The organism is Microbacterium sp. RG1, assembly GCF_005347485.1.
GTDB classification, from domain to species: Bacteria; Actinomycetota; Actinomycetes; order Actinomycetales; family Microbacteriaceae; genus Microbacterium; species Microbacterium binotii_A.
Genome location: NZ_CP034121.1, coordinates 1,437,396 through 1,461,205, shown reverse-complemented (window position 1 = coordinate 1,461,205; position 23,810 = coordinate 1,437,396). Strand labels below are relative to the sequence as shown.

Below are 23,810 nucleotides of genomic sequence, written 5' to 3'. Positions count from 1 at the left end.
GACCGCGGAGGATCGCATACGGGCGGGCGAGCGGCATCCCCGTCAGGCTCACGTATCGGCTCGCCGCCGATGGCGCGTCGTCAGCGGAAGAGGATGCGGACGCGCCACACTTTTGCGCAGATGCGCCTGCTCATTCCTGGCGCACCTGCGCAAAAGTGGCGCATCTGCGCAGATGCGCCGCAACTCGGGCATAGGGATGCGGGGAGCGCCGCGGAACGGAACCCCACCACAACGCCGCGGCGCCGCACCCGGAAAGGGATGCGGCGCCGCGGCGTTGTGGCCCCGGGACGTCAGTGCGTGCGGTGGGCGCGGTAGTAGTCCAGCAGTGAGCGCGTCGACGCATCCTGCGCCGCAGTCGCGTCCGCGTCGCCCTCGATCGCGGGGGCGATCTGCAGGGCGAGCTGCTTGCCGAGTTCGACACCCCACTGGTCGAACGAGTTGATGCCCCAGATCGCCCCCTGCGTGAACGTGATGTGCTCGTACAGCGCGATGAGCTGGCCGAGCACCGCCGGAGTCAGGGCGGGCGCGAAGATCGACGTCGTCGGACGGTTCCCCGCGAACGTGCGGGCGGCGACCAGCGCACCGGTGGTGCCCTCGGCCTCCACCTCCGCGGCGGTCTTGCCGAATGCGAGCGCCTTGGTCTGCGCGAGGAAGTTCGCCAGGAACAGCCCATGCACGTCGCGGTCGCCGTCGCGCAGAGGGTAGGCGGGATTCACGAACGCGATGAAGTCGGCGGGGATCAGGCGCGTGCCCTGGTGGATCAGCTGGTAGAAGGCGTGCTGACCGTTCGTGCCCGGCTCGCCCCAGAAGATCTCACCGGTGTCGGTCGTGACGGGGGAGCCGTCCCAACGCACCGACTTGCCGTTGGACTCCATCGTCAGCTGTTGCAGGTACGCGGGGAAGCGGCTCAGCTGCTGCGCATAGGGCAGAACGGCGTGCGACTGCGCACCGAGGAAGTTGTTGTACCAGACGTTCAGCAGCCCCATCAGCACGGGCACGTTGCGCTTGAGCGGGGTGGTGCGCACGTGCTCGTCGACCGCGTGGAAGCCGGCGAGCAGCTCGCGGAACACGTCGGGGCCGAGCGCGATCGCCAGCGAAAGGCCGATCGCGGAGTCGACGGAGTAGCGGCCGCCGACCCAGTCCCAGAATCCGAACGCGTTGGCCGGGTCGATGCCGAAGGCGGCCACCTTGTCGAGCGCGGTCGACACCGCGACGAAGTGGTGCGCGACCGCATCCGTCCGGGCGTCGTCCTCGTCGGCGATGGCGCCGGATGCGGTGAGCCCCGCCCACAGCCAGTCCCGCGCGAGGCGCGCGTTGGTCAGCGTCTCGAGGGTCGTGAAGGTCTTGGACGCGACGATGAACAGAGTCGTCTCGGGGTCGAGGTCCGCGGTCTTCTGGGCGAGGTCGGTCGGGTCGATGTTGGACACGAACCGCGCCTGGATGCCGGCATCCGCGTAGGGCTTGAGGGCCTCGTAGACCATGACGGGTCCGAGGTCGGATCCGCCGATGCCGATGTTGACGACGTGGGTGACCTTCTTGCCCGTGACACCCTGCCACCGGCCCGAGCGCACCCGGTCGGCGAACGCGGAGACGAGCTCGAGCACCGACTGCACGTCCTCGTCGACCTGCTGGCCGTCCACGACGAGCGCGGGCTCGGCGCCTGCGGGACGGCGCAGGGCCGTGTGCAGCACGGCGCGGTCCTCGCTCGTGTTGATGTGCACGCCCGCCAGCATCTCGCCGAAGCGCTCCTCGACGCCGGTCTGGCGGGCGAGCTCCACGAGCCGGGCGAGGATCTCGTCGGTGACGAGGTTCTTCGACAGGTCGACGTGCAGGTCGGCCAGCGGCAGGCTCAGGCGTGCGGCGCGGTCGGTGTCCGCGGCGAACCAGCCCCGCAGATCGGGGGAGAACCCGTCACGGAGAGCGGCGAGATCCGTCCAAGCGGAGGTGGTGGTGGGATCGATCGGAGTGGTCACCCCACCACGCTAGCGGCTCGGATCAGCCTCGGCTTCGACCGATCCCGGATCAATGGGCTTGGCGGGCACGCGGACGGAGAACGTCGTGTCACCCGGCTGCGAGACCACGGTGATCGAGCCCGCATGCGCCTCCACGATCGCCCGGGCGATGGAGAGGCCCAGCCCGGTTCCACCGGTCTTTCGTGCGCGGGAGAGGTCGCCGCGAGCGAAGCGTTCGAACAGCTCGTCTCGTACCGCCGGATCGATGCCCGGTCCGTCGTCGTGCACGCGCAGCACCGCTTCGGAGCCCTCCCGGGTGACGGAGAGCGTGACGGTGGTGCCCGCGGGGGTGTGCGTTCGTGCGTTCGCGAGCAGATTCGCGAGCACCTGCGTGAGTCGGCCCGTGTCGCCCGCCGCCACGACGGGCTCCTCGTCGAGGTCGAGCTGCCAGTTGTGGTCGGGGCCGGCCGCCTGCGCGTCGCCCAGGGCCTCCACGGCGAGCCGGGACAGATCCACCGCGCCGTAGACGAGCTCCTGCCCCTCCTCGAGCCGTGCGAGCAGGAGAAGGTCTTCGACGAGCGTGGTCATCCGCAGCGACTGGGCTTGGATGCGCTCCAGCGCGGACGCCGTGTCGGTCGTGAGGGATCTGTCACGCAGCGAGAGCTCGGAGTATCCGCGGATGGATGCGAGTGGTGTGCGCAGCTCGTGGCTGGCGTCGGCGACGAAGCGACGCATGCGCTCCTCGTTGCGCTGGCGGGCCTCCAGCGAGCTGTCGACGTGATCGAGGAGCGTGTTGAGGGCGGAGCCCACGCGGCCGATCTCGGTGCGGTCGTCCGCCTCGGATGCCGCGACGCGCTCCGTGATGGAGACGGACCCCTCCGCGAGAGGCAGAGCGGCCACGCGTTGCGCGGTCGCCGCGACCTCCCGCAGCGGCCGCAGGCTCCGGCGGATGACCATCGCGAGCACGACGCCCAGCAGCAGGAGACCGCCCACCGTGACGAGTGCCACCGTCGTCAGGATCTGGCCCATGACCGCCGTCACCTCAGACGTGGGCAGGCCGACGATCGCGGCGCCCGTGGTGTAGACGCGGTACTCACCGAGGCCGTCGATGGAGATGGTGTCCAGACCGGTGTGCTTCACCGAGTTGATCAACTGGTACACCTGATCGGTGGTCAGCGTGGAGACCGACTCGTCGACGACGTAGGCGCCCGTGGGATCGCCGCTCGGCCCGTGGTAGACCAGGAGGGCCCCCGACTCCTGGCGACCTCGATCGAGGATGTCCTGCGCCGTGTCGTTCGGGAAGACACGAAGCTGGCCGAGCGCCTGCACCTGCGTATTCAAGGTGTCCTGCATGATCGAGCTCAGGATCGTTCCGGTGGCCAGCCCGACCGCGCCCAGGATCACCGCCACCATCCCGATCACGGCGACCATGAGCCGCGCCTGCAGCGTCAGCTGTCGTGGGGCGCGTCGAGGATGCAGTTTCGTCACTGCGGGGCTTTGATCATGTAGCCCACGCCGCGAACCGTGTGGATGAGGGGATCCCGGCCGGCATCGATCTTCTTGCGCAGGTAGGAGATGTAGAGCTCGACGACGCTCGATCGACCTCCGAAGTCGTAGTTCCACACCCGGTCGAGGATCTGGGCCTTCGACACGACGCGGCGCTGGTTGCGCATCAGATAGCGCAGCAGCTCGAACTCGGTCGCCGTGAGCTCGATCTCCGTGCCGGCTCGCTCGACCTCGTGACTGTCCTCGTTGAGGCTCAGATCGCCGACGCGCAGGATCGGCTCGGCCTCGCCCGCCTGCGCCGTGCCGGCGCGACGCATGAGTCCGCGCAGTCGTGCCACGACCTCCTCCAGGCTGAACGGCTTGGTGACGTAGTCGTCGCCTCCCGCCGTCAGTCCGGCGACACGGTCGGCGACCGCGTCCTTCGCCGTCAGGAAGAGGACGGGAACGTCGTTGCCCGACTGGCGCAGCCGCTGCAACACGGCCATTCCGTCGAGGTCGGGCATCATCACGTCCAACACCATGGCGTCCGGCGCGAAGTCCCGCGCGGCCTGCAGGGCCTGGAAACCGCTCGCCGCAGCGCGCACGTCCCATCCCTCCATCCGCAGGGCCATGGAGAGGAGATCGGTGAGCATCTGTTCGTCATCGACGACCAAGACGCGCGGGGCGGTGCCGTCTGCGCGGTGCAGAGAGGGGGAGGGAGCCATCGAAGTCATGCCTCCGATTGTGAGGGTGAATCTATGCCGTTCCTATGGAGCCGGCTATGAGCCCGCTGTGAGAGGCGGTGCTTCTCGGTCTGCTCGAGAGACATCGTCGCATAGCTGAGACATAACGGCCGCATGCGGGTCGCATTCTCCCGCTCTCTAATTTCGCAGAGACGGCCCACACCGGTGGCCGGAAGGAGACCCATGTACGGAACGTACCTGCGCCGGGAGCTGGCCGGCCGCAAGAAACAGACGATCATCGTCGCCGCAGGATTAGCGATCGCGATCGCCCTGGTCATCGTCGTCAACTCCCTCGCCGCGGGCGTGCGGGATGCGCAGGCGCAGGCCCTGGAATCCGTGTACGGCGTCGGCACCGACCTCACGGTCACGGGCGCCCAGGCGGAGCCCGGTCAGGGCGGCGGCCCGCAGTTCGAGTTCGGTCAGGACGGCGGTTCCACGGGCGACGACGGGACCACGTCGCTCAGCCAGTCGCGGTTGATGACGGACATGATGCGCGGCACCCTCGACGCTTCGACCGTGCAGACCATCACCGGAGTCGACGGTGTCGGCGCTGCATCCGGTGCACTGGCGCTGACGAACACGACGTTCTCGGGCGAGCTGCCCGAGGCGCCGACACAGACCGACGGCTCGTCGGGTGCCACGCAGGGCGAGCCTCCGTCCGGCGGTGGCGGAGGCGGTGGCTTCGGCGGCGGATCGTTCGATCTCGACTCGTTCTCGGTGCTCGGTATCACGAGCGACGACGCCTCGGTGGGACCGCTGTCGGCGGTGACGGTGTCCGACGGGCGCCTTCTCGACGCCGACGACGCGGGACAGAACGTCGCCGTCCTGGACGCGACGTACGCCACCACGAACGAACTCTCCGTGGGCGGCACCATCGATGTGGGGGGCACCGAGATGGAGATCGTCGGAATCGTGGCCTCGGCATCGAGTGAGGCCGACACGGCGGCGAACGTGTACATCCCGCTCGATGTCGCCCAGTCGCTCGCCGGTGTCGGCGACGTGGTGTCGACGGTGTACGTGCAGGCCTCATCGGCCGACGCGATCTCGAGCGTGCAGAGCGCGATCCAGACGGAACTGCCCGACGCCACCGTCAGCTCTCAGTCCGACCTGGCCTCCACCGTGTCCGGGTCGCTCTCCAGCGCCTCCTCGCTGATCACGAGCCTCGGCACGTGGCTGTCGATCCTCGTGCTCGTCGTCGCGGTCGCGCTCGCCGTCCTCTTCACCATCTCGGGCGTCTCGCGGCGTACACGCGAGTTCGGCACGCTGAAGGCGATCGGCTGGTCCAACGGCCGCGTGATCGGGCAGGTCGCGGGGGAGTCGGTCGTGCAGGGACTCATCGGCGGCGTCGGCGGCCTGGTGATCGGTCTGATCGCGGTGTTCGCGATCAACATCGCCTCGCCGACCATCTCGGCGACCTCGGAGCAGATGCAGGGTCCCGGTGGATCGGGAGGCCCCGGCGGCGGTGGATTCCGCCAGCAGGCGGCGCAGACCGCATCCGACATCGTGCTCAGCGCACCGATCTCGGTGGGCATCATCCTCGCCGCTGTGGGACTGGCCGTTGCCGCCGGGCTCGTCGCCGGAGCCTTCGGTGGATGGCGCGCCGCCCGCCTGAGCCCCGCCGAGGCGCTTCGCGCCGTGGCCTGACCCGAATCAAGGACAAGGAATGACTGAGATGACCATCACCGACACCACGGCATCGGGAGCGGCTTCGGCCGCGACCACCGCCTACCGCATCGGCGGCGTGACCAAGACGTACCAGCAGAAGGGTCGGGTCGTGAAGGCGCTCACGGGCGTCGACATCGAGATCGCGCAGGGGGAGTTCGTCACCATCCAGGGCCCGACCGGAGGCGGCAAGTCGACCTTCCTGCAGTTGCTGGGCGCGTTGGACCGGCCGACCGAGGGGCATGTGTTCCTCGGCGACACCGACATCGCCCGTGCCACCAACGCTCAGCTCGGAGAGCTTCGAGCGCACGAGATCGGATTCGTGTTCCAGGGCTTCAATCTGATCCCGACGCTCACCGCCGCAGAGAACGTCGACATGGGCCTCGAACCGCTGAAGCTCACGAAGCAGGAGCGGGCGCAGCGGGTCGCGGACGCTCTCCAGCACGTCGGACTCGCCGAGCGGGGCGACCACCGTCCGGGCGAGCTGTCGGGCGGGCAGCAGCAACGCGTGGCGATCGCCAGAGCCATCGCGAAGAAGCCTCGCGTGCTGCTTGCGGACGAGCCCACCGGCAACCTCGACGAGCACATGCGCGACGAGATCCTCGAAGTGCTGCAGGCCCTGAACCGCGAGGGACTCACCCTCATCGTCGTGACCCACGACTCCGCGGTCGCGCGGCGCGCATCGCGGCGCCTCCGTCTGGAGAAGGGAACGGTCCGCGACATCACGCGCTGAGCCCGGCGTCTGCGGCGGGGTCGCCGAGGGCGTGTCGCTGCTTCCCCCACAGCAGCGGCACGTCTTCGGGGGCTCCGCCGTCGACGTGCGTCCGTCGGTCGTTCAGCGGCGACGGATGCGGCGCGTCGCCGCGATCGCGAGCGCGCCGACGACCGTGCCGGTCGTGTTCGAGACGAGATCGCGCACATCGGCGACACGGCCGGCGAGCGCCAGACCCTGCGTCGTCTCGATCCCGGCGCTGATCGCGAGGCCGATCGGGATGGCGAGCCACCACCGGCGTCCCAGCCACAGGGCCCCGAGAAGGCCGGCGGGCACGAACAGCACGATGTTCGCCGTGAACTCCAGCAGATCGAACGTGATCCAGCGGGTCCACGGCACGGCCCCGAAGGCGTCGGCCCACGCTCTCAGGATGCCGCCGGTGCCGGCCGCGTCATCGGCCACGAGCGTGAGGCGCGCCAGCACGACGAGATACGCCGCCGTGGCGACCGCCAGGAGCAGCGTGCTCCGGCGGCCGCGCACGGCGGCGTCCGTCATGACGGGGTCAGTGGGTGTCGACGGCCTCGACCTCGGAGCGGTCGCCCGACCACAGCGTGTGGAAGGTGCCCTCCTTGTCGATGCGCTTGTACGTGTGTGCACCGAAGAAGTCGCGCTGCCCCTGGATGAGGGCGGCCGGCAGGCGGTCGGCGCGCAGTCCGTCGTAGTAGGCCAGCGACGACGAGAACGCCGGGGTCGGCACGCCCGTCTCGACGGCGCCGATGACGACGCGGCGCCATGCATCCTGAGCGGTCGCGACGGCGTCGCGGAAGTAGGGCGCGAGCACGAGAGCCTGCAGCGACGGGTTCTCGGCGTACGCCTCGGTGATGCGGTTGAGGAACTGGGCGCGGATGATGCAGCCGCCGCGCCAGATCTTGGCGATGTCGCCCTTCTTGATGTCCCAGCCGTACTGCTCGGCGCCGGCCACGATCGCGTCGAAGCCCTGCGAGTAGGCGATGATCTTCGAGGCATACAGCGCCTGGCGGACGTCCTCGATGAACGCCTCGGGGTCGGCGACCGTTGCCGTCGAGGAGGGGCCGGGCAGCGAGGTCGCCTCGGCGCGCTGCGCGGGCTTCGAGGAGAGCGAGCGCGCGAAGACGGCCTCGGCGATGCCGGAGACGGGGATGCCGAGATCCAGGGCGGTCTGCACGGTCCAGGCGCCCGTTCCCTTGGCGCCGGCCTGGTCGACGATGACGTCGACGAGCGGCTTGCCGGTGGTGGCGTCGACCTGCTTGAGCACCTCGGCGGTGATCTCGATCAGGTACGACTCCAGCTCGCCGCGGTTCCACTCGGCGAAGATCTCGGAGATCTCGGAGGGCGACTTGCCGGTGCCGCGGCGGATGAGGTCGTACGCCTCGCCGATGAGCTGCATGTCGACGTACTCGATGCCGTTGTGGATCATCTTCACGAAGTGACCCGCGCCGTCGTGACCGACGTGCGTGACGCAGGGCTCGCCCTCGGCGACCGCCGCGATGCTCTTGAGGATCGGTCCGAGCGTGACCCAGGACTCGTCCGAGCCGCCGGGCATGATCGAGGGGCCGTTCAGCGCGCCCTCTTCGCCGCCGGAGATGCCGGCGCCGACGAAGTTGATGCCGGTCTCCCGAACCGCCTTCTCGCGGCGGATCGTGTCGGTGAACAGGGCGTTGCCGCCGTCGACGATGATGTCGCCCGGCTCGAAGACCTGCACGAGGTCGTTGATGACCGCATCCGTGGGGCCGCCCGCCTTGACCATGATGATCGCGGTGCGCGGCTTCTGCAGCGACGCGGCGAACTCGGCGTACGTCGAGGCCGGCACGAAGCCCGCCTCGGGGTGCTCCGTGACGAGGTGCTCGGTCTTGTCATAGCTGCGGTTGAACACGGCCACCGTGTTGCCCTCGCGCGAGGCGAGGTTGCGGGCCAGGTTCGACCCCATGACGGCGAGTCCGACGACTCCGATGTTGGCTGATGCCTCGGTCACGAAAAATACTCCTCGAACGAAGGGTGGGAACACGCCAATCGTAGTGTTCCCGCGCGCCGCGAGGATTCCGTGCGACGTCGGGCGCCGCCGCGGAGTCAGGACTTGCGGTAGTTCTGGCGGCCCATCGACCAGAAGGCGCCGATGACGCCGATGAGGGATCCGAGCGAGAGCAGGCCGATGAAGCCGAGCAGGAGGTCGGAGGCGAGCTGAGCGTCCACGGGGGAGTCCTTTCGATCGGGGCTCGCGCCGGCGGGCGCATCTTTTCCATGCTACCGGGCGGCACTGGTAGAGTTGACGCGAACTTCGGCGAGGGATGCGGCATCCGCATCCGTAATCGACGAGGGTGTGCAGGCCTACGGCTTCCTCACGCGCTCGCGTTCGAGTCGAACCATCCCCGATCTGGGGCCCGTGGGCCCGCAAGGAGAATCATCATGTCGGAAGACAACAAGGTCACCGCTGAGGTGCGCACGCAGTTCGGCAAGGGCTTCGCCCGTCGCCTCCGTGCTGCCGGTCAGATCCCCGCCGTCCTGTACGGCCACGGCACCGAGCCCGTGCACCTCGCCCTGCCGGGTCACCAGGTCGCCCTGCTCATCCGTCGCGCGAACGCGCTGCTCGAGCTCACCGCCGACGGCAAGGACCACCTGGCCCTCGTCAAGGACGTCCAGAAGGACCCGGTGCGCCAGATCATCGAGCACATCGACCTGCTGGTCGTGAAGAAGGGCGAGAAGGTCGCCGTCGACGTCCCCGTCGTCGTCGTGGGCGAGCCCTTCGCGGGCACCATCGCGAACCTGGACGCGACGACCGTGTCGCTCGAGGTGCTGGCCACCAACATCCCGCAGAACATCGAGGTCGACGTCGAGGGCCTCGAGGACGGCACGCACATCACGGCCGCCGACCTGAAGCTCCCCCAGGGCGCGACGCTGGTGACCGAGCCGGAGACGCTCGTCGTCGCCGTCTCGGTGCCCGCCGCGACCCTCGCCGCGGAGGACGAGATCGCCGAGGCCGACGCCGAGGTCGCTGCTGAGCAGTCCGAGGAGTCCGCGGAGGCCGCGGAGTAATCCCGCCCCACTCGCACAGGAGAAATCCCGACGACAGGATCGATTCGCAAGAATCGTCCTGCGTTCGGGATTTCTCCTGTTTTACGTCCGTCTCAACACCGCATTCGCGCCGCCTCCGGAAGGGATGACATGGCCGACACCTGGCTGATCGTGGGACTCGGGAACCCGGGACCCCGCTACGAGGCGACACGCCACAACGTGGGCCAGATGGTGATCGACGAGCTCGCCGGACGCCGCAACGAGGGTTTCAAGGTGCACAAGGCGGGTGCGCGCGTCGCCGAGGGCTGGCTGCGCCCCGGTGGACCGAAGCTCGTGCTCGCCAAGCCCAACACGTTCATGAACGTGTCCGGCGGACCGGTCGCGAACCTCGCGAAGTTCTTCGACATCCCCGCCGACCGTGTCGTGGTCGTGCACGACGAGCTCGACATCCCCTTCGACACCCTCAAGCTCAAGACCGGCGGTGGACACGGCGGGCACAACGGCGTCCGCGACGTCGCAAAGGCGCTCGGCACGCCGGAGTTCCCCCGGGTGCGGGTCGGCATCGGCCGCCCTCCCGGCCGCCAGGACCCTGCCGACTGGGTGCTCGACGCCTTCGGTCAGACCGAGCGCAAGACGCTCCCCATCCTCATCTCGGATGCGGCGGATGCGGTCGAGCTCCTCGTCGACGAGGGCCTCGTCGCCGCCCAGCAGCGCTGGCACGCCCCCCGCGCCTGATCCTCCTGCGCCGGGGCGCACCGCATCCGGGCGCTTGGCCTCGTCTGCCCCGCGAGCCCTCCCGGGGCGGGTGTCGGTGGGGCGCCGTAGACTCTTGTGGTGACAGTTCCCGGGATCGTCCGCGCCCTCGCGCGCTCAGAAACGTTCCGAGACGCAGCCGGGGCGGCCTCCGTCGACGGGGACTTCTCCCTCGTCGACGGCCTCGACGCCCCGCTGCTCGCGGCCCTGCTCGAGCGGCGCCGCGAGGCGGGGAAGCCCGCCGTGCTGCTGGCGGTCGCCCCCACCGGTCGCCGCGCCGAGGCGCTGGGCCCCGCGCTCGCGGCGCTGCTCCCCGGCGCCGAGGTGCGCCATTTCCCGGCGTGGGAGACCCTGCCGCACGAGCGCCTCAGCCCGAGCGCCGAGACCGTCGGCCGCCGCCTCGCCGTGCTGCAGCGCATCGCCGAGTGGGAGGGCACCGCACCCCTGGTCGTCACCGCATCCGTGCGCGGCGCGATCCAGCCGATCGTCCCCGGACTCGGGGATGCGGGCACGATCCGCCTCAGCGTCGGCGGCCGCGGCCACGACCTCGCAGCGATCGTGGTCCGCCTCGTCGAGTTCGCGTACCACCGCGTCGACATGGTCTCGCGTCGCGGCGAGTTCGCGGTGCGCGGCGGCATCCTCGACGTCTTCCCGCCCGCCGCCGACCATCCGTACCGCGTGGAGTTCTTCGGCGACGAGGTCGACCAGATCCGCGCGTTCTCCGTCGCCGACCAGCGGTCGCTGCCCGGCGACATCGACCGGATCGACCTGCTGCCCAGCCGTGAGCTGCTGCTCACCGACGAGGTGCGCGACCGCGCGCTCGGCCTGGCCGACGCGTTCCCGTCGCTCGCGGGCATGCTCACGAAGATGGCCGAGGGCATCCCGGTCGAGGGCATGGAGTCGCTCATCCCGGCGCTCGTCGACGGCCTCGTGACGATCGTGGACTACCTGCCGCGCGCGAGCGCCGTCGCCGTCGTCGACCCGGTGCGCGCAGCCACCCGCGCGACGACCCTCGCCGAGACCAACCAAGAGTTCCTGGATGCGGCGTGGAGCGCCGCCGTCGCCGGTGCCGACACCCCGGTCGATCTCGGATCGGGCGACTTCCTCTCGCTGCCCGAGCTGCACGAGGCCGCCCGTGCGCGCACGGACGTGTGGTGGGAGCTCTCCTCGTTCGACTCGGGTGCAGCGGATGCGGCCGCCGAGGGCCTCTCGGACGACGCCGGCGTCACCCGGATCGCCGCCGCATCCGTTCCGTCGTTCGCGGGCAGTGTCGAGGGCGCGATCGATCACGTCGCCCAGCTGCTCACCGAGCAGTGGGCGGTCGTCGTGACGGCGTCGGGTGCGGGTCTCGCCGACCGCGCCCGCGACGTGCTCGCCGAGCGGGGGATCGCCGCCCGACGGGTGGAGTCGCTGAGCGAGCCGCCCGAGCCGGGACTCGCCACGGTCGTCGTGAGCACGCTCGAGCGCGGATTCCAGGTCGCGGATGCGCGGCTCGCGGTGCTGACCGAGTCGGAGTTCTACGGCCGCACGATCGGCAGCGACACCCGCGCCGTCAAGAAGCTCGCCTCGCGTCGGCGCAACGTCGTCGACCCGCTGCAGCTTAAGCCTGGCGACTTCGTGGTGCACTCCACGCACGGCATCGGCAAGTTCGTCGAGCTCGTGCAGCGCGAGGTCTCCAGCGGTGGCCGCAATGCGGTCAAGAGCAAGCGCGAGTACCTCGTGCTCGAGTACGCGGCCTCCAAGCGCGGCCACCCGGGCGACAAGCTGTACGTGCCCACGGATCAGCTCGACCTGCTCTCGCGCTACGTCGGCGGCGAAGCGCCCGCGCTGTCGAAGATGGGCGGCAGCGACTGGGCCGCCGCCAAGAGCAAGGCCCGCCGAGCCGTCCGCGACATCGCGGTCGAGCTCGTGAAGCTCTACTCCGCGCGGATGGCGGCGAAGGGGCACGCCTTCGGACCCGACACGCCCTGGCAGCGCGAGCTGGAGGAGGCGTTCCCGTTCGCCGAGACCCCCGACCAATTGCAGACGATCGACGAGATCAAGGCCGACATGGAGCGACCGATCCCGATGGACCGCCTGCTGTCGGGAGACGTGGGCTTCGGCAAGACCGAGGTCGCCGTCCGCGCAGCCTTCAAGGCGATCCAGGACGGCAAGCAGGTCGCGATGCTCGTGCCGACCACCCTGCTCGTCAAGCAGCACCTCGAGACCTTCTCGGAGCGTTTCGCGGGCTTCCCGGTCAAGGTGCGCGCGCTCTCGCGCTTCCAGACCGACAAGGAGGCGAAGGATGTGGTCGCCGGCCTCGCCGACGGCACGGTCGACATGGTCATCGGTACGCACCGCATCCTCACCGAGAAGGTCGTCTTCAAGGACCTCGGGCTGATGATCATCGACGAGGAGCAGCGTTTCGGCGTCGAGCACAAGGACGCCCTGAAGAAGCTCAAGACCAACGTCGACATCCTCGCGATGAGTGCCACCCCCATTCCTCGCACGCTCGAGATGGCGGTCACCGGCATCCGCGAGATGTCGACGCTCGCCACCCCGCCCGAGGACCGGCATCCGATCCTCTCCTACGTCGGGCCGCGCAACGACAAGCAGATCGCCGCGGCCATCCGGCGCGAGCTGCTGCGCGAGGGACAGGTGTTCTTCGTGCACAACCGGGTCTCGTCGATCCAGCGGGTCGCGGCGGATCTCGCCGAGCTCGTGCCGGAGGCGCGCATCGCCGTCGCGCACGGGCAGATGGGGGAGCACCAGCTCGAGCAGGTCGTCGACGACTTCTGGGAGCGCCGGGCCGACGTGCTCGTCTCGACCACGATCGTCGAGACCGGCCTCGACATCTCCAACGCGAACACGATCATCATCGACCGCGCCGACAAGTACGGCCTCAGCCAGCTGCACCAGCTGCGCGGCCGTGTCGGTCGAGGGCGTGAGCGCGCCTACGCGTACTTCCTGTACGACGAGACGAAGCCGCTGAGCGAGACCGCGGCCGACCGGCTCGAGACCATCTCGGTCAACAACGACCTCGGCTCGGGGATGCAGGTCGCGCTCAAAGACCTGGAGCTGCGCGGCGCGGGCAATCTGCTCGGCGCCGAGCAGGCGGGGCACATCGCGGGCGTCGGCTTCGACCTGTACCTGCGCATGATCGGCGAGGCCGTGGCCACGTTCCGCGGCGAGGAGACCGAGGGGCAGACCGAGCTGCGGCTCGAGCTGCCCGTGCAGGCCCGCATCCCCGAGGACTACATCGACAGCGAGCGCCTGCGCCTGGAGGCGTACCAGAAGCTGTCGGCGGCGGCATCCGCGACGGCGAAGGACGACGCGATCGACCTCGTGATCGAGGAGCTCACCGACCGGTACGGGCAGCCGCCCGCCGAGGTCGAGGGTCTCGTGGCCGTGGCGCGACTCCGCCGTCGTGCGGCGCGTTCGTCGCTGGCCGACGTCGTCGCGATGGGCCCGAACCTGCGCGTCGCGCCCGCGCACCTGCCCGATTCGCTGCGTGTGCGGATGCAGCGGCTGTACCCGAAGGCGAAGCTCGTCGCTTCCGGCGAGGCGCTCGTCGTGCCGCTGCCCACCGCCGGCGGCGAGCCGCTGGGCGATGCCGAGCTCATCGCCTGGACGAGTCAGCTGCTCGACGCGCTGTTCCCCGTTCCCGATCCGGCCCCCGCGGCCTGAGGTACCCCCATGGACAACGACCTGTTCATCCGCATCCTGCTCGCCGTCGTGATGGTGGCCTCCGGCTGCCTCATGATCTGGATGGCGGTGGCCGCCGCGTCCGGTCGCTTGAAGCGCAATGCCATCGCCGGTATCCGCACCTCCGTCACCATGGCGAGCGATGAGGCGTGGCTGGCCGCCCACGTTCGCGCGAAGCAGGCGACGATCTGCGGCGGGATCGCGGGAGTTGTCGCGGGCCTGGGCGCGCTGCTGCCGGTGCCGTCCGCGGGGCTCGCGGCGATCGTGCTGGCGGGATGCGCCGCGATGCTGGGCTTCGTGCTCTACGGCGCGGCCGTCGGCAGCCGCGCGGCGGCCGCCCGCACCCCCGACGCCTGAGGAACGGCCCGCGTCAGATGACGCCCTGCGCCGCCATGGCGTAGGCGACGCGCTCGAAGCCCGCGCTGTTGGCGCCGACGACGTAGTCGCCGGGGCGCCCGTAGCGCTCCGCCGCGTCGAACGCGGCGTCGTGCACGTCGCGCATGATCTGGCGCAGCTTCGCCTCGCTGTCGGCGAACGTCCAGCGCTGGCGCGAGGCGTTCTGGCTCATCTCCAGCGCCGAGGTGGCGACGCCGCCCGCGTTGGCCGCCTTGCCGGGCGCGAACAGCACGCCGGCGCTGCGGAACGCGGCGATCGCGCCGGGGGTGGAGGGCATGTTGGCGCCTTCGACGACCGCGCGCACACCGTTCGCGATGAGGGCCTGGGCATCCATCTCGTCGAGCTCGTTCTGCGTCGCACAGGGGAACGCCACATCCACGGGCACCTCCCACGGCCGGGCGTCCGGCACGAAGCGGGCGCTGGGCCGGCGGGCCGCGTACTCTGCGATCCGCGCGCGCTCGGTCTCCTTCACCTGCCGCAGCAGCCCCAGGTCGATGCCGGCGTCGTCGACGACGTAACCGCTGGAATCGGATGCGGTCACCGGCACCGCACCGAGCTGTTGCGCCTTCGCGATGGCGTACACGGCGACGTTGCCCGATCCCGACACGCTCACGCGGCGGCCCTCGAGGCTCTCACCCGCGACGCCGAGCATCGCCTCGGCGAAGAACACGGCGCCGTAGCCGGTGGCCTCCGTGCGCACCTCGGCGCCGCCCCACTGCACGCCCTTGCCGGTGAACATGCCCGACTCGTGGCGGTTGGTGATGCGGCGGTACTGGCCGAAGAGGTAGCCGATCTCGCGCGCGCCCACCCCGATGTCGCCGGCGGGAACGTCCGTGTGCTCGCCGAGGTGCCGGTACAGCTCGTTCATGAACGACTGGCAGAAGCGCATGATCTCGGCATCCGATCGCCCGTGCGGGTCGAAGTCGCTGCCGCCCTTGGCGCCGCCGATGCCCTGGCCCGTGAGCGCGTTCTTGAAGATCTGCTCGAATCCGAGGAACTTCACGATCGACGCGTTCACGGTCGGGTGGAAGCGTAGCCCGCCCTTGTACGGACCGAGCACGGAGGAGAACTGGATGCGGAAGCCCCGGTTCACGCGAACGGTGCCGGCGTCGTCGACCCACGGCACGCGGAACATGATCTGCCGCTCGGGTTCTACGATGCGCTCGAGGATGCCGAGCTCTGCGAACGCGGGGTGGCGCTCGATGACGGGAGCCACCGAGTCGAGCACCTCGTGCACGGCCTGCTGGAACTCGGGCTCGTGGGGGTTGCGGGCGAGGACGGTGGCGAAGGTGGAGCGCACGGCTTCGGGCAGCGCGGCGAAGGTCTCGGTCAACGTGGTTCTCTCTGGCCGGGTATCGCGCGCGGCGCGATGTCCCAAATGGATGCGGACGCTCCCACCCTAGCGGCGCCGGACCTGTCGCCTCGACGCGCGCTGCCCTAGGGTGACGGCATGCGCTACGAGCACCTCGGCGCCGCGCCGTCGGTCCACCCGTCGGCCAGCGTCGCACCCACGGCCGTGCTGAGCGGCGACGTCACGGTCGGGGCGGGATGCCGCATCCTGCACGGCGCGATCCTCACCTCGGAGGGCGGTCCGCTGACGCTCGGCGAGCACGTCATCGTCATGGAGAACGCCCTCGTGCGCGCGACGGCCGCCAACCCGGTGCACATCGGCGATCACACGCTGATCGGCCCCACGGCGAGCATCGCCGGGGCGACGATCGCCGAGGAGGTGTTCATCGCGACGGGCGCGCGCGTGTTCAACGGCGCGCGTATCGACCGCCGCAGCGAGGTGCGGATCGGCGCCACGGTGCATCTGCGCACCCACCTCGCTGAGGGCTCGGTCGTGCCGATCGGCTGGGTCGCGGTGGGGGATCCCGCGATCGTCGTCTCGCCCGACGAGCACGACGAGATCTGGGCGCGCCAACAGGAGCTCGACTTCCCGGGCTACGTGTTCGGCCTCGACCGTGACACCCCCGACCTCATGGTGCAGCTCACGGAGCGCTACGGCCGCAGCCTCGCGCGCCACGACGACGACCGCCTCCTCGACTGAGGCGCGGCCGCATCCGCCCGCCCCTCAACAGGAGAAATCCCGCCATCAGGACGGATTCCGGGTGGATCGTCCTGATGGCGGGATTTCTCCTGCGCAAGGGTGGCGCCGCGCGGCGCCGGATGCGGCTCAGCCGGTGTTCTGCAGACCGGCCGCCACGCCGGAGACCGACAGCAGCAGCAGACGCTGGTTGGCGGTGTCGGCGGGCGCATCGGTCGGGGCGTCGCGGAGGGCCCGCAGGGCCCGCAGCTGCAGGAGCGACAGGGCGTCGACGTAGGGGCTGCGCAGCTTCACGGCGCGCTGCAGCACGGCCTTGTTGGCAAGCGGTGCGTCGCCGCCGACGATGCGCACGACCCAGTCGCGGGTGAGCGACATCTCCTCCATGACGAGCTGGGCGAGGTCGTCGCGGTCGCCGAGGCGGAGGTACTCGCGGGCGATGCGGTCGTCGGCCTTCGCGAGGCTCATCGCGACGTTGTCGATCATCGCGCGGAACAGCGGCCACTCGGCGTAGGCGGTGCGCAGCAGCTGCTCGTCGCCCACGGTCTCCAGCGCCGTGCCGAGGCCGAACCAGCCGGCGAGGTTGATGCGCGCCTGCGACCACGCGAACACCCACGGGATGGCGCGGAGGTCTTCGAGCGACTCGACCGACAGCCCGCGGCGAGCGGGACGCGAGCCGAGGGCGAGGAGACCCACCTCCTCCATCGGGGTCACGGTCGCGAACCACGGCGCGAAGCCGGGCGCCTTCACGAGCGAGTAGAACCGCTCGCGAGAGGAGTCCTCGAGCACCTGGGCGATCTCGGCGAACATCTCGGCGCCGCGGCGGTTGCGTGCCTCGTTCGACGGCGCCGACGCCATGAGGATGGCGGCGGCCACCTGATCGATGTGGCGCATGGCGATCTGCGGGTCCCCGTAGCGGGCGAAGATGACCTCGCCCTGCTCGGTGAGCTTGAAGCGGCCGTCGACCGAGTGCGGCGGCTGCGCGAGGATCGCGCTGTTGGCGGGCCCGCCGCCGCGGCCGAGGGCACCGCCGCGGCCGTGGAAGAGGGTGAGCTCGATGTCGCTGGCCTGCGCCCACGCGGCGATCTCCGCCTGCGCCTCGTAGAGGGCGAGGTTCGCCGCGACGGGTCCGACATCCTTCGAGGAGTCGGAGTAGCCGAGCATGACCTCGAGGCGCCGGCCGGTGGCGTCCAGACGCGCGGCGAACTCGGGGTGCTCGGCGATCTCGGCCAGGATGCCGGGGGCCGCCTGCAGGTCGGCGAACGTCTCGAACAGGGGGATCACGTCGAGCACGGGCGCCGTGCCGTCCGCGCCCACGGCGTACCGCGCGAGGCGGTGCACGTTGGCGAGGTCTTCGGCGGACTGCGTGAACGAGACGATGTAGCGGCCCGCGGCGCGCGGTCCGAAGCGCTCCTGGATGTAGGCGATCGCGCGGAAGACCTCGAGCACCTCTTCGGTCAGCTCGCTGCGCTCACCGCCGGCCTCGAGCTCCGCGAGGACCTTCTTGTGCACGGCGGAGTGCTGGCGCACCTCGAGCTCGGCGAGGTGGAAGCCGTAGGTCTCGACCTGCCACACCAGCTGCTGCAGCGCGCCGTAGGCCTGGCGGGCGGCGCCCGCATCCGCGAGCGACTGCTGCACGGTGCGCAGGTCCGCGAGCAGGTGCTCGGGGTCGCGGTAGGCGAGGTCGGCGTTGCGGGTGCGGGTCGCGGCGATCCGGCGCGCGACCATCAGCAGGATGCGGCGGTGCGGCTCGTTGGGGGAGCGCTTCGCGATCTCGGCCGCTGCTTCCTCGTCGGCGCTGCGCAGGCGGTTCCAGAGGGCCACGAGGGCGTCGCTCGGGGGAGTGGATGTGGCGTCGAGGGTCAGCGTGCGCCCGATCCGCAGCGCGGTGCGCTCCAGACCCAGCAGCACGTGCTCGCTCGCGATGCCGGCGGCCTTGCGCGTGACCTTGGCCGTGACGAAGGGGTTGCCGTCGCGGTCGCCGCCGACCCACGTGCCCACGCGCACGAAGGGACGCACGAGCGGGGGGCGGTTGCCGGCGCCCTCGCCGAGCGCGTCGTCGACGCGGCGATAGACGCGGGGGACGGTCGTGAACAGGGTGTCGTCGAAGACGGCCATGATCGCGCGCACCTCGTCGGTGGGCGACGGCTTCTCGGCGCGCAGCGGCGCGGTGCGCCAGAGGGTGTCGATCTCCTCCAGCATCCGACGGCGCGCGCGGCGCTGGTCGACGCCGCCCTCGGTGAGCGAGTCGTACTCGTCGAGCAGCTCGGACAGGCGACGGATGCCGGTCGAGATCGCGCGGCGGCGCGCCTCGGTCGGGTGGGCGGTGAAGACGGGGTGGAACCGCAGCGACTGCAGACGCTCGAGCGCGACGTCGTCGCCCACCTCGGACGCGAGCTGGCGCAGCGCCGACCGGATGGAGTCGGTGCGGCCCTCGGGCTCAGGCTGGCCGTCGCGCTCGCGCAGCACCCGCACACGCTGGTGCTCCTCGGCGAGGTTCACGAGGTGGAAGTAGACGGTGAAGGCGCGGGCGACCTCGTCGGCACGCTCGATCGTGAACGAGTCGGCGATCTCGGCGGCGCGCTCGAAGGCCTCGTCGCTCGGGTCGGTGTAGGCCTGGATCGTCGCCACACGGAGGCGTTCGACGTCTTCGTACAGACCCGCCGAGCCGCTCTCCTGCAGCACCTGTCCGAGCAGGGAGCCGAGCACGCGCACGTCCGCGCGCATCTGATCGGGGATCTCCTGCCCTGCCTCGTGGCGTCCGACGACGCGAATGGCCTCGGTGGGGGTGGGTTCGAGCATGGGAACAACGGTACTGGGAGCGGAAGGGCACTTCGGACACGCGAGGCACCTCGTTACGATGGGCACCCGAATGGCGGCGGGTCCGGTCGCCTCGTCGCCTGCGACGAACGTTCTTCTTCCCCCGGAGTCCCATGAAGCTGCTTCGTTCCGAGCGCTTTCCCGCCGTCGTCCTGCTGATCGCGGCGGGGCTCGGACTGTTCCTGGCCAACTCGCCGCTCGCGCCGGGTGTGGTCGCGGTCAAGGAGGCGCACGTCGGCATCCCGGGACTGCTCGATCTCTCTGTCTCGCACTGGATCCAGGACGGCCTGCTCGCGATCTTCTTCTTCGTCGCGGCCATCGAGCTCTGGCACGAGCTCACCGAGGGACAGCTGAGCTCGCTCCGCAAGGCCGTGCAGCCGGCGATCGCGGCCGCGGGCGGTGTGATCACCCCGATCGTCGTGTTCGCACTCATCGCGATGGGCACCTCGTCGGCGTCGGGGTGGCCGATCCCCACGGCGACCGACATCGCGTTCGCCCTCGGGGTGCTCGCCGTCTTCGGCCGGGGTCTCCCGCCGGGCGTGCGGGCGTTCCTGCTGGCGCTCGCGATCCTCGACGACATCGTGGGCATCGTGTTCATCGCCGTGCTCTTCACCGACGGCGTCGACCTCTTCCTCCTGCTCGCCGCCCTCGTGGGCGTCATCCTGTTCTCCCTGCTCAGCCGCCGGCTCACCCGTCGCAACCGGGTGCCGCTGGGCATCGTGCTGGTGCTGCTGGGCATCCTCGTGTGGGTGCTCGTGTACCTCTCGGGCGTGCACGCCACGATCGCGGGCGTCGCGCTGGGGCTCGCGATGGCGTCGAAGCCCGCCGCCCGGGTGCGGCCGGGGCTGGAGCCGTGGGTGAACGGGCTGGTGCTGCCGCTGTTCGCGCTGTCGGCCGCATCCGTCGCCATCCCCGCGGTCGGGCTCGACGAACTGCAGCCGGTGTTCTGGGGCGTGCTCATCGCCCTTCCGGTGGGCAAGCTCCTGGGCATCACCGTGTTCGGCTGGCTTTCTCAGCGGCTGGAAGACCCGGAGGAACGCCTGCGGTTCGCCGATCTCCTCGCCGCCGGCGCGCTCGGCGGCATCGGGTTCACCGTGTCGCTGCTGCTGTCGGAGCTCGCGTTCGCCGACGACGCGATGCTGCGCGATGAGGCGACGCTCGGCGTGCTCGGTGGGTCGTTGGTCTCCCTCGTGGTGGCGGCGGTGCTCGTAGCATGGCGGGCACGGCACTACCGACGCGAGGAGCGCAGGGTATGAACGACGCGGATGCGGCCTCCGACGGTCTCCGGCGCGCGGCCGAGGTGATGCACGAGGTGCGCGAGAGATGCGTCTGGTCGCAGCAGATCGATCACGCCGCCCTCGTGCCGTACCTCGTGGAGGAGAGCGCCGAGGTGATCGACGCGGTCGAGAACGGCGACCGCAAGGAGCTTCGCGAGGAGCTGGGCGATCTGCTGTGGCAGGTGCTGTTCCACGCCGAGATCGCCTCGCGCGACGCCGACGATCCCTTCGACATCGACGACGTCGCCGGCGACCTCGCCGACAAGATGGTGCGCCGGCATCCGCACGTGTTCGCGGGCGAGACGGCCACGACGCCCGAAGAGGTGCTCGTGCACTGGAACGCCGCGAAGGCCGCGGAGAAGCGCGAGCGGCGCAGCGTGCTCGACGGGATCCCCGCCGCGATGCCGGCGCTGGCCCGCGCGCAGAAGGTCGTCGGGCGCGCGCCCGGCGCCGCCATCCCGGCGCGTCCGCTCGAGATCACCTCGGAGGAGCAGCTGGGCGACGCCCTGCTCGCCCTCGTGGCGCGGGCGAAGGCCGAGGGCTGGGATGCGGAGCGGGCGCTGCGCATGCGCACGCGCGCGCTCGAGGAGGGTGTGCGCCGGGCCGAGGCCGGTTTGGGATGATGGTCTGGTGCCAGCAGTGAACCCCCCGCGCGGCATGCGCGACTTCCTCCCCGCCGACAAGGCCCGCCGCGAGCGCGTGCTCGCCGTCATCCGCGACCGCTATCGGGCTCACGGCTTCGACGAGATCGAGACGCCGGTCATGGAGGACTACGACCGGCTGCACGCCGGCATGGGCGGCGATAACGAGAAGCTCGCGTTCAACGTGCTCAAGCGCGCACTCTCGCCCGAGGCGATCACGGCGGCCGCCGACGACCCGGCCGCCCTCAGCGACCTCGGGCTGCGGTTCGACCTCACCGTGCCGCTGGCCCGGTTCTACGCCTCGCACCGCGCCGAGCTGCCGGGCGTCTTCCGTTCCGTGCAGATCGCGCCCGTGTGGCGCGCGGAGCGCCCGCAGAAGGGGCGCTACCGCCAGTTCGTGCAGTGCGACATCGACATCATCGGCGACGCCGGAGCCCGCGCCGAGGCGGAGCTCATCGTCGCGACCCTCGACACGCTCGACGCACTCGGTCTCGTCGGCGCGAGCGTGCGCATCAACGACCGCCGTGCGCTCGACGGGATGCTGGAGGTCTTCGGCTTCGAGGCGTCCGAGCGTGCCGGCGTGCTCATCACGATCGACAAGCTCGACAAGATCGGACCCGCGGGTGTGGAGGCGGAGCTGCGCGAGCGCGGGGCGAACGCATCCGCCGTCGACGCGTTCGCGGCCTTCCTCGCCCGTCCCGCCGCGGAGAACACCGCGTTCGGTGAGGCGCACATCCGCGCGCAGCTGCCCGACGGCATCGCCGACGAGGTCGTCGCTCACCTCGTGGGCATCGGCGAGGCGGTCAGCGCCGCGGTGGGGCTCGACGAGGTGCCGCTCGTGTTCGACCCGTTCCTCGTGCGCGGCATGGGCTACTACACGGGTACGATCTTCGAGCTCGCGCACCCCTCCGTGCCCTACTCGCTGGGCGGCGGCGGGCGCTACGACGGCATGATCGGCCGCTTCCTCGGCCAGGACGTGCCGGCGGTCGGCTTCTCGATCGGCTTCGAGCGCATCGTCGATCTCGTGTCGGCGGGGGAGGATGCGGGGCTCGACGCCGTCGTGCTGGTGCACGACCGCGACGTGCCGGTCGCCGAGCTCGTGGCGGTGAAGTCCGCGCTCGTGACGGCGGGCTCGCGCGTGCGGCTCGAGCAGCGCACCAAGAATCTGAAGGCGCTGCTGGAGCGCGCGGCCGCCGACGGCTACACGGCGTTCGCGACGGTGGCCGCGGGCGACGACCCGTCCGAGCTCGAGCTCAAGCCGCTCGCCTAGCGCCGCGGCGGCCGAACACGAGCCGCAGCATCACGCCGACAGCGAGCACGCCCGCCCCGGCCAGGGCCGCCTGCCACGGCAGCGTCACGGCGAGCACCGCGCAGCCCGCGGCGCCGAGGGCGGCGAGCGCGCGGGGGAAGCGGCGGCGGGCCGCATCCTGTCTGAGCGCTGCGAGGTTCGCGACGAGGTAGTACACGAGCACGCCGAGCGAGGAGAACCCGATCGCGCCGCGCAGGTCGACGAGGGCGACCGCGACCATGACGATCGCCCCGACGGCGATCTCGGCGCGGTAGGGCGTGTGCCGCGACGGATGCACGGCGGCGAAGAAGCCGGGTAGGTCGCCGCCGCGCGACATCGCGAACGAGGTGCGCCCGATGCCGGCGATGAGGGCGAGGAGCGCGCCGAGGGATGCGGCGGCCGCACCCACGCGCACGACCGGCTGCGCCCACTCCCAGCCCGCGGCCGAGACGAGGTCGGCGAGCGGTGCGGATGCGGCCGCCAGCCGTTCCGGGCCGAGCACGAGCAGGCACAGCACGGCGAGGACCGCGTACACCGTGAGCGCGCCCGCGAAGGCGCCGAGGATCGCACGGGGGATCGTGCGGGCGGGATCGCGTACCTCCTCGCCCATCGTGGCGATGCGGGCGTAGCCGGCGAAGGCGAAGAAGATGAGCCCCGCCGACTGCAGCACCCCGTACGGGCTGACGTCGGCGCCGGTCGAGCCGAGGCCGTCCGGCAGCGACACCGCACCCGCCGCCACGACGACGGAGAGGCACAGCAGCACGATCGCGACCAGGATGCGGGTGAGCCGGGCCGTGCGGGTGACGCCGAGCAGGTTCACGATCGTGAGCGCCGCGACCGCCGCGACGGCCACCGGCCGCTCGAACCCGGCAGGAGCCGCGTAGGCCGCGAAGGTCATGGCCATGGCGGCGCAGCTCGCGAGCTTGCCGATCACGAACCCCCAGCCCGCGACGAATCCGGCCCACGGACGGAGTTCGGCGCGGCCGTACGCCCACGCGCCGCCGGCGACCGGATGCGCGGCGGCGAGCTGCGCCGTGGAGGTGGCGTTCGCGAAGGCGACGACCGCGGCGATCGCGAGGCCCACGAGCAGGCCCGCGCCGGCGGCCTGCGCGGCCGGGGCGAAGACGGCGAACACCCCGGCGCCGATCATCGAGCCCAGGCCGATCGCCACGGCATCACCGAGTCCGAGGCGTCGCTGGAGGGTCGAGCCGGTCACGTCGGGCACCCTACTGCAGCGGTGTGAACCGCCGGGCAGGCGATCGGTCATCCAGCCGTCACGACCCGTTCACCGCGAGGGGTTCGGAT

19 protein-coding genes are annotated in these 23,810 nt (G+C 70.9%); 10 read left to right on the top strand and 9 right to left on the bottom strand.

Features of this window, described 5'->3' with window-relative positions; genetic code table 11:
* Positions 1-290: 290 nt before the first annotated feature.
* The 3 genes from pgi to EHF32_RS07055 are packed head-to-tail and all read right to left on the bottom strand — an operon-like array spanning position 291 to position 4,171.
* A complete protein-coding gene (gene pgi, locus EHF32_RS07065) occupies positions 291-1,973 on the bottom strand; it encodes a glucose-6-phosphate isomerase (RefSeq protein ID WP_137417521.1) in 1,683 nt (560 codons plus the stop codon).
* Between the two features lie 9 nt (positions 1,974-1,982).
* Positions 1,983-3,383: a sensor histidine kinase gene (locus tag EHF32_RS07060; protein ID WP_238343822.1), complete on the bottom strand. Its 1,401-nt coding sequence runs from the start codon at positions 3,381-3,383 to the stop codon at positions 1,983-1,985.
* 53 nt (positions 3,384-3,436) lie between these two features.
* On the bottom strand, positions 3,437-4,171 hold the full coding sequence (locus tag EHF32_RS07055) for a response regulator transcription factor (protein ID WP_137417520.1): 735 nt from the start codon (positions 4,169-4,171) through the stop codon (positions 3,437-3,439).
* A 192-nt stretch (positions 4,172-4,363) separates the two neighbouring features.
* On the opposite strand from EHF32_RS07055, the gene EHF32_RS07050 reads away from it, so the two are divergent.
* Together EHF32_RS07050 and EHF32_RS07045 are read left to right on the top strand one after the other, a co-directional pair.
* Positions 4,364-5,824 carry an ABC transporter permease gene (locus tag EHF32_RS07050; RefSeq protein ID WP_137417519.1) on the top strand — a complete coding sequence of 487 codons (1,461 nt, stop codon included), beginning with the start codon at positions 4,364-4,366 and terminating at the stop codon, positions 5,822-5,824.
* A gap of 28 nt (positions 5,825-5,852) precedes the next feature.
* A complete protein-coding gene (locus tag EHF32_RS07045) occupies positions 5,853-6,575 on the top strand; it encodes an ABC transporter ATP-binding protein (RefSeq protein ID WP_137419157.1) in 723 nt (240 codons plus the stop codon).
* Positions 6,576-6,677: 102 nt separating this feature from the next.
* Here EHF32_RS07045 and EHF32_RS07040 read toward each other — a convergent pair whose 3' ends face one another.
* From EHF32_RS07040 to EHF32_RS16140, 3 genes are all read right to left on the bottom strand, one after another.
* Entirely contained in the window at positions 6,678-7,109 is a 432-nt protein-coding gene (locus EHF32_RS07040; protein WP_137417518.1) for a VanZ family protein, read from the bottom strand.
* Positions 7,110-7,116: 7 nt separating this feature from the next.
* Complete coding sequence (gene gndA, locus EHF32_RS07035; protein ID WP_443189868.1) at positions 7,117-8,520, bottom strand: NADP-dependent phosphogluconate dehydrogenase; 1,404 nt, start codon at positions 8,518-8,520, stop codon at positions 7,117-7,119.
* 140 nt (positions 8,521-8,660) lie between these two features.
* The gene (locus EHF32_RS16140) at positions 8,661-8,783 is read right to left on the bottom strand and encodes a hypothetical protein (protein ID WP_267955137.1); all 123 of its coding nucleotides are present in this window, start codon (positions 8,781-8,783) and stop codon (positions 8,661-8,663) included.
* A gap of 213 nt (positions 8,784-8,996) precedes the next feature.
* On the opposite strand from EHF32_RS16140, the gene EHF32_RS07030 reads away from it, so the two are divergent.
* The 4 genes from EHF32_RS07030 (at position 8,997) to EHF32_RS07015 (ending at position 14,396) form a co-directional block, all read left to right on the top strand.
* Positions 8,997-9,623: a 50S ribosomal protein L25/general stress protein Ctc gene (locus tag EHF32_RS07030; RefSeq protein WP_137417517.1), complete on the top strand. Its 627-nt coding sequence runs from the start codon at positions 8,997-8,999 to the stop codon at positions 9,621-9,623.
* Between the two features lie 129 nt (positions 9,624-9,752).
* Positions 9,753-10,337, top strand: coding sequence for an aminoacyl-tRNA hydrolase (gene pth, locus EHF32_RS07025; protein ID WP_137417516.1), 585 nt, complete (start codon positions 9,753-9,755; stop codon positions 10,335-10,337).
* A gap of 99 nt (positions 10,338-10,436) precedes the next feature.
* The gene (mfd, locus tag EHF32_RS07020) at positions 10,437-14,021 is read left to right on the top strand and encodes a transcription-repair coupling factor (RefSeq protein ID WP_137417515.1); all 3,585 of its coding nucleotides are present in this window, start codon (positions 10,437-10,439) and stop codon (positions 14,019-14,021) included.
* A 9-nt stretch (positions 14,022-14,030) separates the two neighbouring features.
* On the top strand, positions 14,031-14,396 hold the full coding sequence (locus EHF32_RS07015; protein ID WP_137417514.1) for an SdpI family protein: 366 nt from the start codon (positions 14,031-14,033) through the stop codon (positions 14,394-14,396).
* 13 nt (positions 14,397-14,409) lie between these two features.
* Here the strand turns inward: EHF32_RS07015 and gdhA are convergent, their stop codons facing one another.
* Positions 14,410-15,768 (bottom strand): NADP-specific glutamate dehydrogenase, encoded by a 1,359-nt coding sequence (gene gdhA, locus EHF32_RS07010; protein WP_238343821.1) that lies wholly within the window; start codon positions 15,766-15,768, stop codon positions 14,410-14,412.
* Between the two features lie 117 nt (positions 15,769-15,885).
* Here gdhA and EHF32_RS07005 point away from each other — a divergent pair, with 117 nt between their 5' ends.
* On the top strand, positions 15,886-16,485 hold the full coding sequence (locus tag EHF32_RS07005) for a gamma carbonic anhydrase family protein (RefSeq protein ID WP_137417513.1): 600 nt from the start codon (positions 15,886-15,888) through the stop codon (positions 16,483-16,485).
* A 126-nt stretch (positions 16,486-16,611) separates the two neighbouring features.
* Here the strand turns inward: EHF32_RS07005 and EHF32_RS07000 are convergent, their stop codons facing one another.
* Positions 16,612-19,281 carry a phosphoenolpyruvate carboxylase gene (locus EHF32_RS07000; RefSeq protein ID WP_137417512.1) on the bottom strand — a complete coding sequence of 890 codons (2,670 nt, stop codon included), beginning with the start codon at positions 19,279-19,281 and terminating at the stop codon, positions 16,612-16,614.
* A gap of 131 nt (positions 19,282-19,412) precedes the next feature.
* Between EHF32_RS07000 and EHF32_RS06995 the strand changes: the two genes are divergently transcribed.
* From EHF32_RS06995 to hisS, 3 genes are read left to right on the top strand one after another with little or no spacing between them, the layout of a single operon-like run.
* Positions 19,413-20,555 carry a Na+/H+ antiporter NhaA gene (locus EHF32_RS06995; protein WP_137417511.1) on the top strand — a complete coding sequence of 381 codons (1,143 nt, stop codon included), beginning with the start codon at positions 19,413-19,415 and terminating at the stop codon, positions 20,553-20,555.
* Positions 20,552-21,199, top strand: coding sequence for a MazG family protein (locus EHF32_RS06990; protein WP_137417510.1), 648 nt, complete (start codon positions 20,552-20,554; stop codon positions 21,197-21,199). Before EHF32_RS06995 ends, EHF32_RS06990 begins: the two co-directional genes overlap by 4 nt.
* 34 nt (positions 21,200-21,233) lie before the next feature.
* Positions 21,234-22,487, top strand: a complete 1,254-nt coding sequence (hisS, locus tag EHF32_RS06985; protein WP_238343836.1) for a histidine--tRNA ligase — start codon at positions 21,234-21,236, stop codon at positions 22,485-22,487.
* On the opposite strand, the gene EHF32_RS06980 is transcribed toward hisS, so the two are convergent.
* Positions 22,471-23,721 carry an APC family permease gene (locus tag EHF32_RS06980; protein ID WP_238343820.1) on the bottom strand — a complete coding sequence of 417 codons (1,251 nt, stop codon included), beginning with the start codon at positions 23,719-23,721 and terminating at the stop codon, positions 22,471-22,473. The genes hisS and EHF32_RS06980 overlap by 17 nt on opposite strands.
* Positions 23,722-23,810: the final 89 nt, after the last annotated feature.

Excerpts from the sequence above, each read along its gene's own strand:
- EHF32_RS07005 (WP_137417513.1), top strand. The coding sequence starts at position 15,886 with ATGCGCTACGAGCACCTCGGCGCCGCGCCGTCGGTCCACCCGTCGGCC.
- EHF32_RS07060 (WP_238343822.1), bottom strand. The coding sequence starts at position 3,383 with ATGGTCGCCGTGATCGGGATGGTGGCGGTGATCCTGGGCGCGGTCGGG.
- EHF32_RS07000 (WP_137417512.1), bottom strand. The coding sequence starts at position 19,281 with ATGCTCGAACCCACCCCCACCGAGGCCATTCGCGTCGTCGGACGCCAC.
- EHF32_RS07045 (WP_137419157.1), top strand. The coding sequence starts at position 5,853 with ATGACCATCACCGACACCACGGCATCGGGAGCGGCTTCGGCCGCGACC.
- gndA (WP_443189868.1), bottom strand. The coding sequence starts at position 8,520 with ATGGGGTCGAACCTGGCCCGCAACCTCGCCTCGCGCGAGGGCAACACG.
- pth (WP_137417516.1), top strand. The coding sequence starts at position 9,753 with ATGGCCGACACCTGGCTGATCGTGGGACTCGGGAACCCGGGACCCCGC.
- EHF32_RS06995 (WP_137417511.1), top strand. The coding sequence starts at position 19,413 with ATGAAGCTGCTTCGTTCCGAGCGCTTTCCCGCCGTCGTCCTGCTGATC.
- EHF32_RS07015 (WP_137417514.1), top strand. The coding sequence starts at position 14,031 with ATGGACAACGACCTGTTCATCCGCATCCTGCTCGCCGTCGTGATGGTG.
- EHF32_RS07055 (WP_137417520.1), bottom strand. The coding sequence starts at position 4,171 with ATGACTTCGATGGCTCCCTCCCCCTCTCTGCACCGCGCAGACGGCACC.
- EHF32_RS07030 (WP_137417517.1), top strand. The coding sequence starts at position 8,997 with ATGTCGGAAGACAACAAGGTCACCGCTGAGGTGCGCACGCAGTTCGGC.
- EHF32_RS07050 (WP_137417519.1), top strand. The coding sequence starts at position 4,364 with ATGTACGGAACGTACCTGCGCCGGGAGCTGGCCGGCCGCAAGAAACAG.
- hisS (WP_238343836.1), top strand. The coding sequence starts at position 21,234 with ATGCGCGACTTCCTCCCCGCCGACAAGGCCCGCCGCGAGCGCGTGCTC.
- EHF32_RS06990 (WP_137417510.1), top strand. The coding sequence starts at position 20,552 with ATGAACGACGCGGATGCGGCCTCCGACGGTCTCCGGCGCGCGGCCGAG.
- EHF32_RS07040 (WP_137417518.1), bottom strand. The coding sequence starts at position 7,109 with ATGACGGACGCCGCCGTGCGCGGCCGCCGGAGCACGCTGCTCCTGGCG.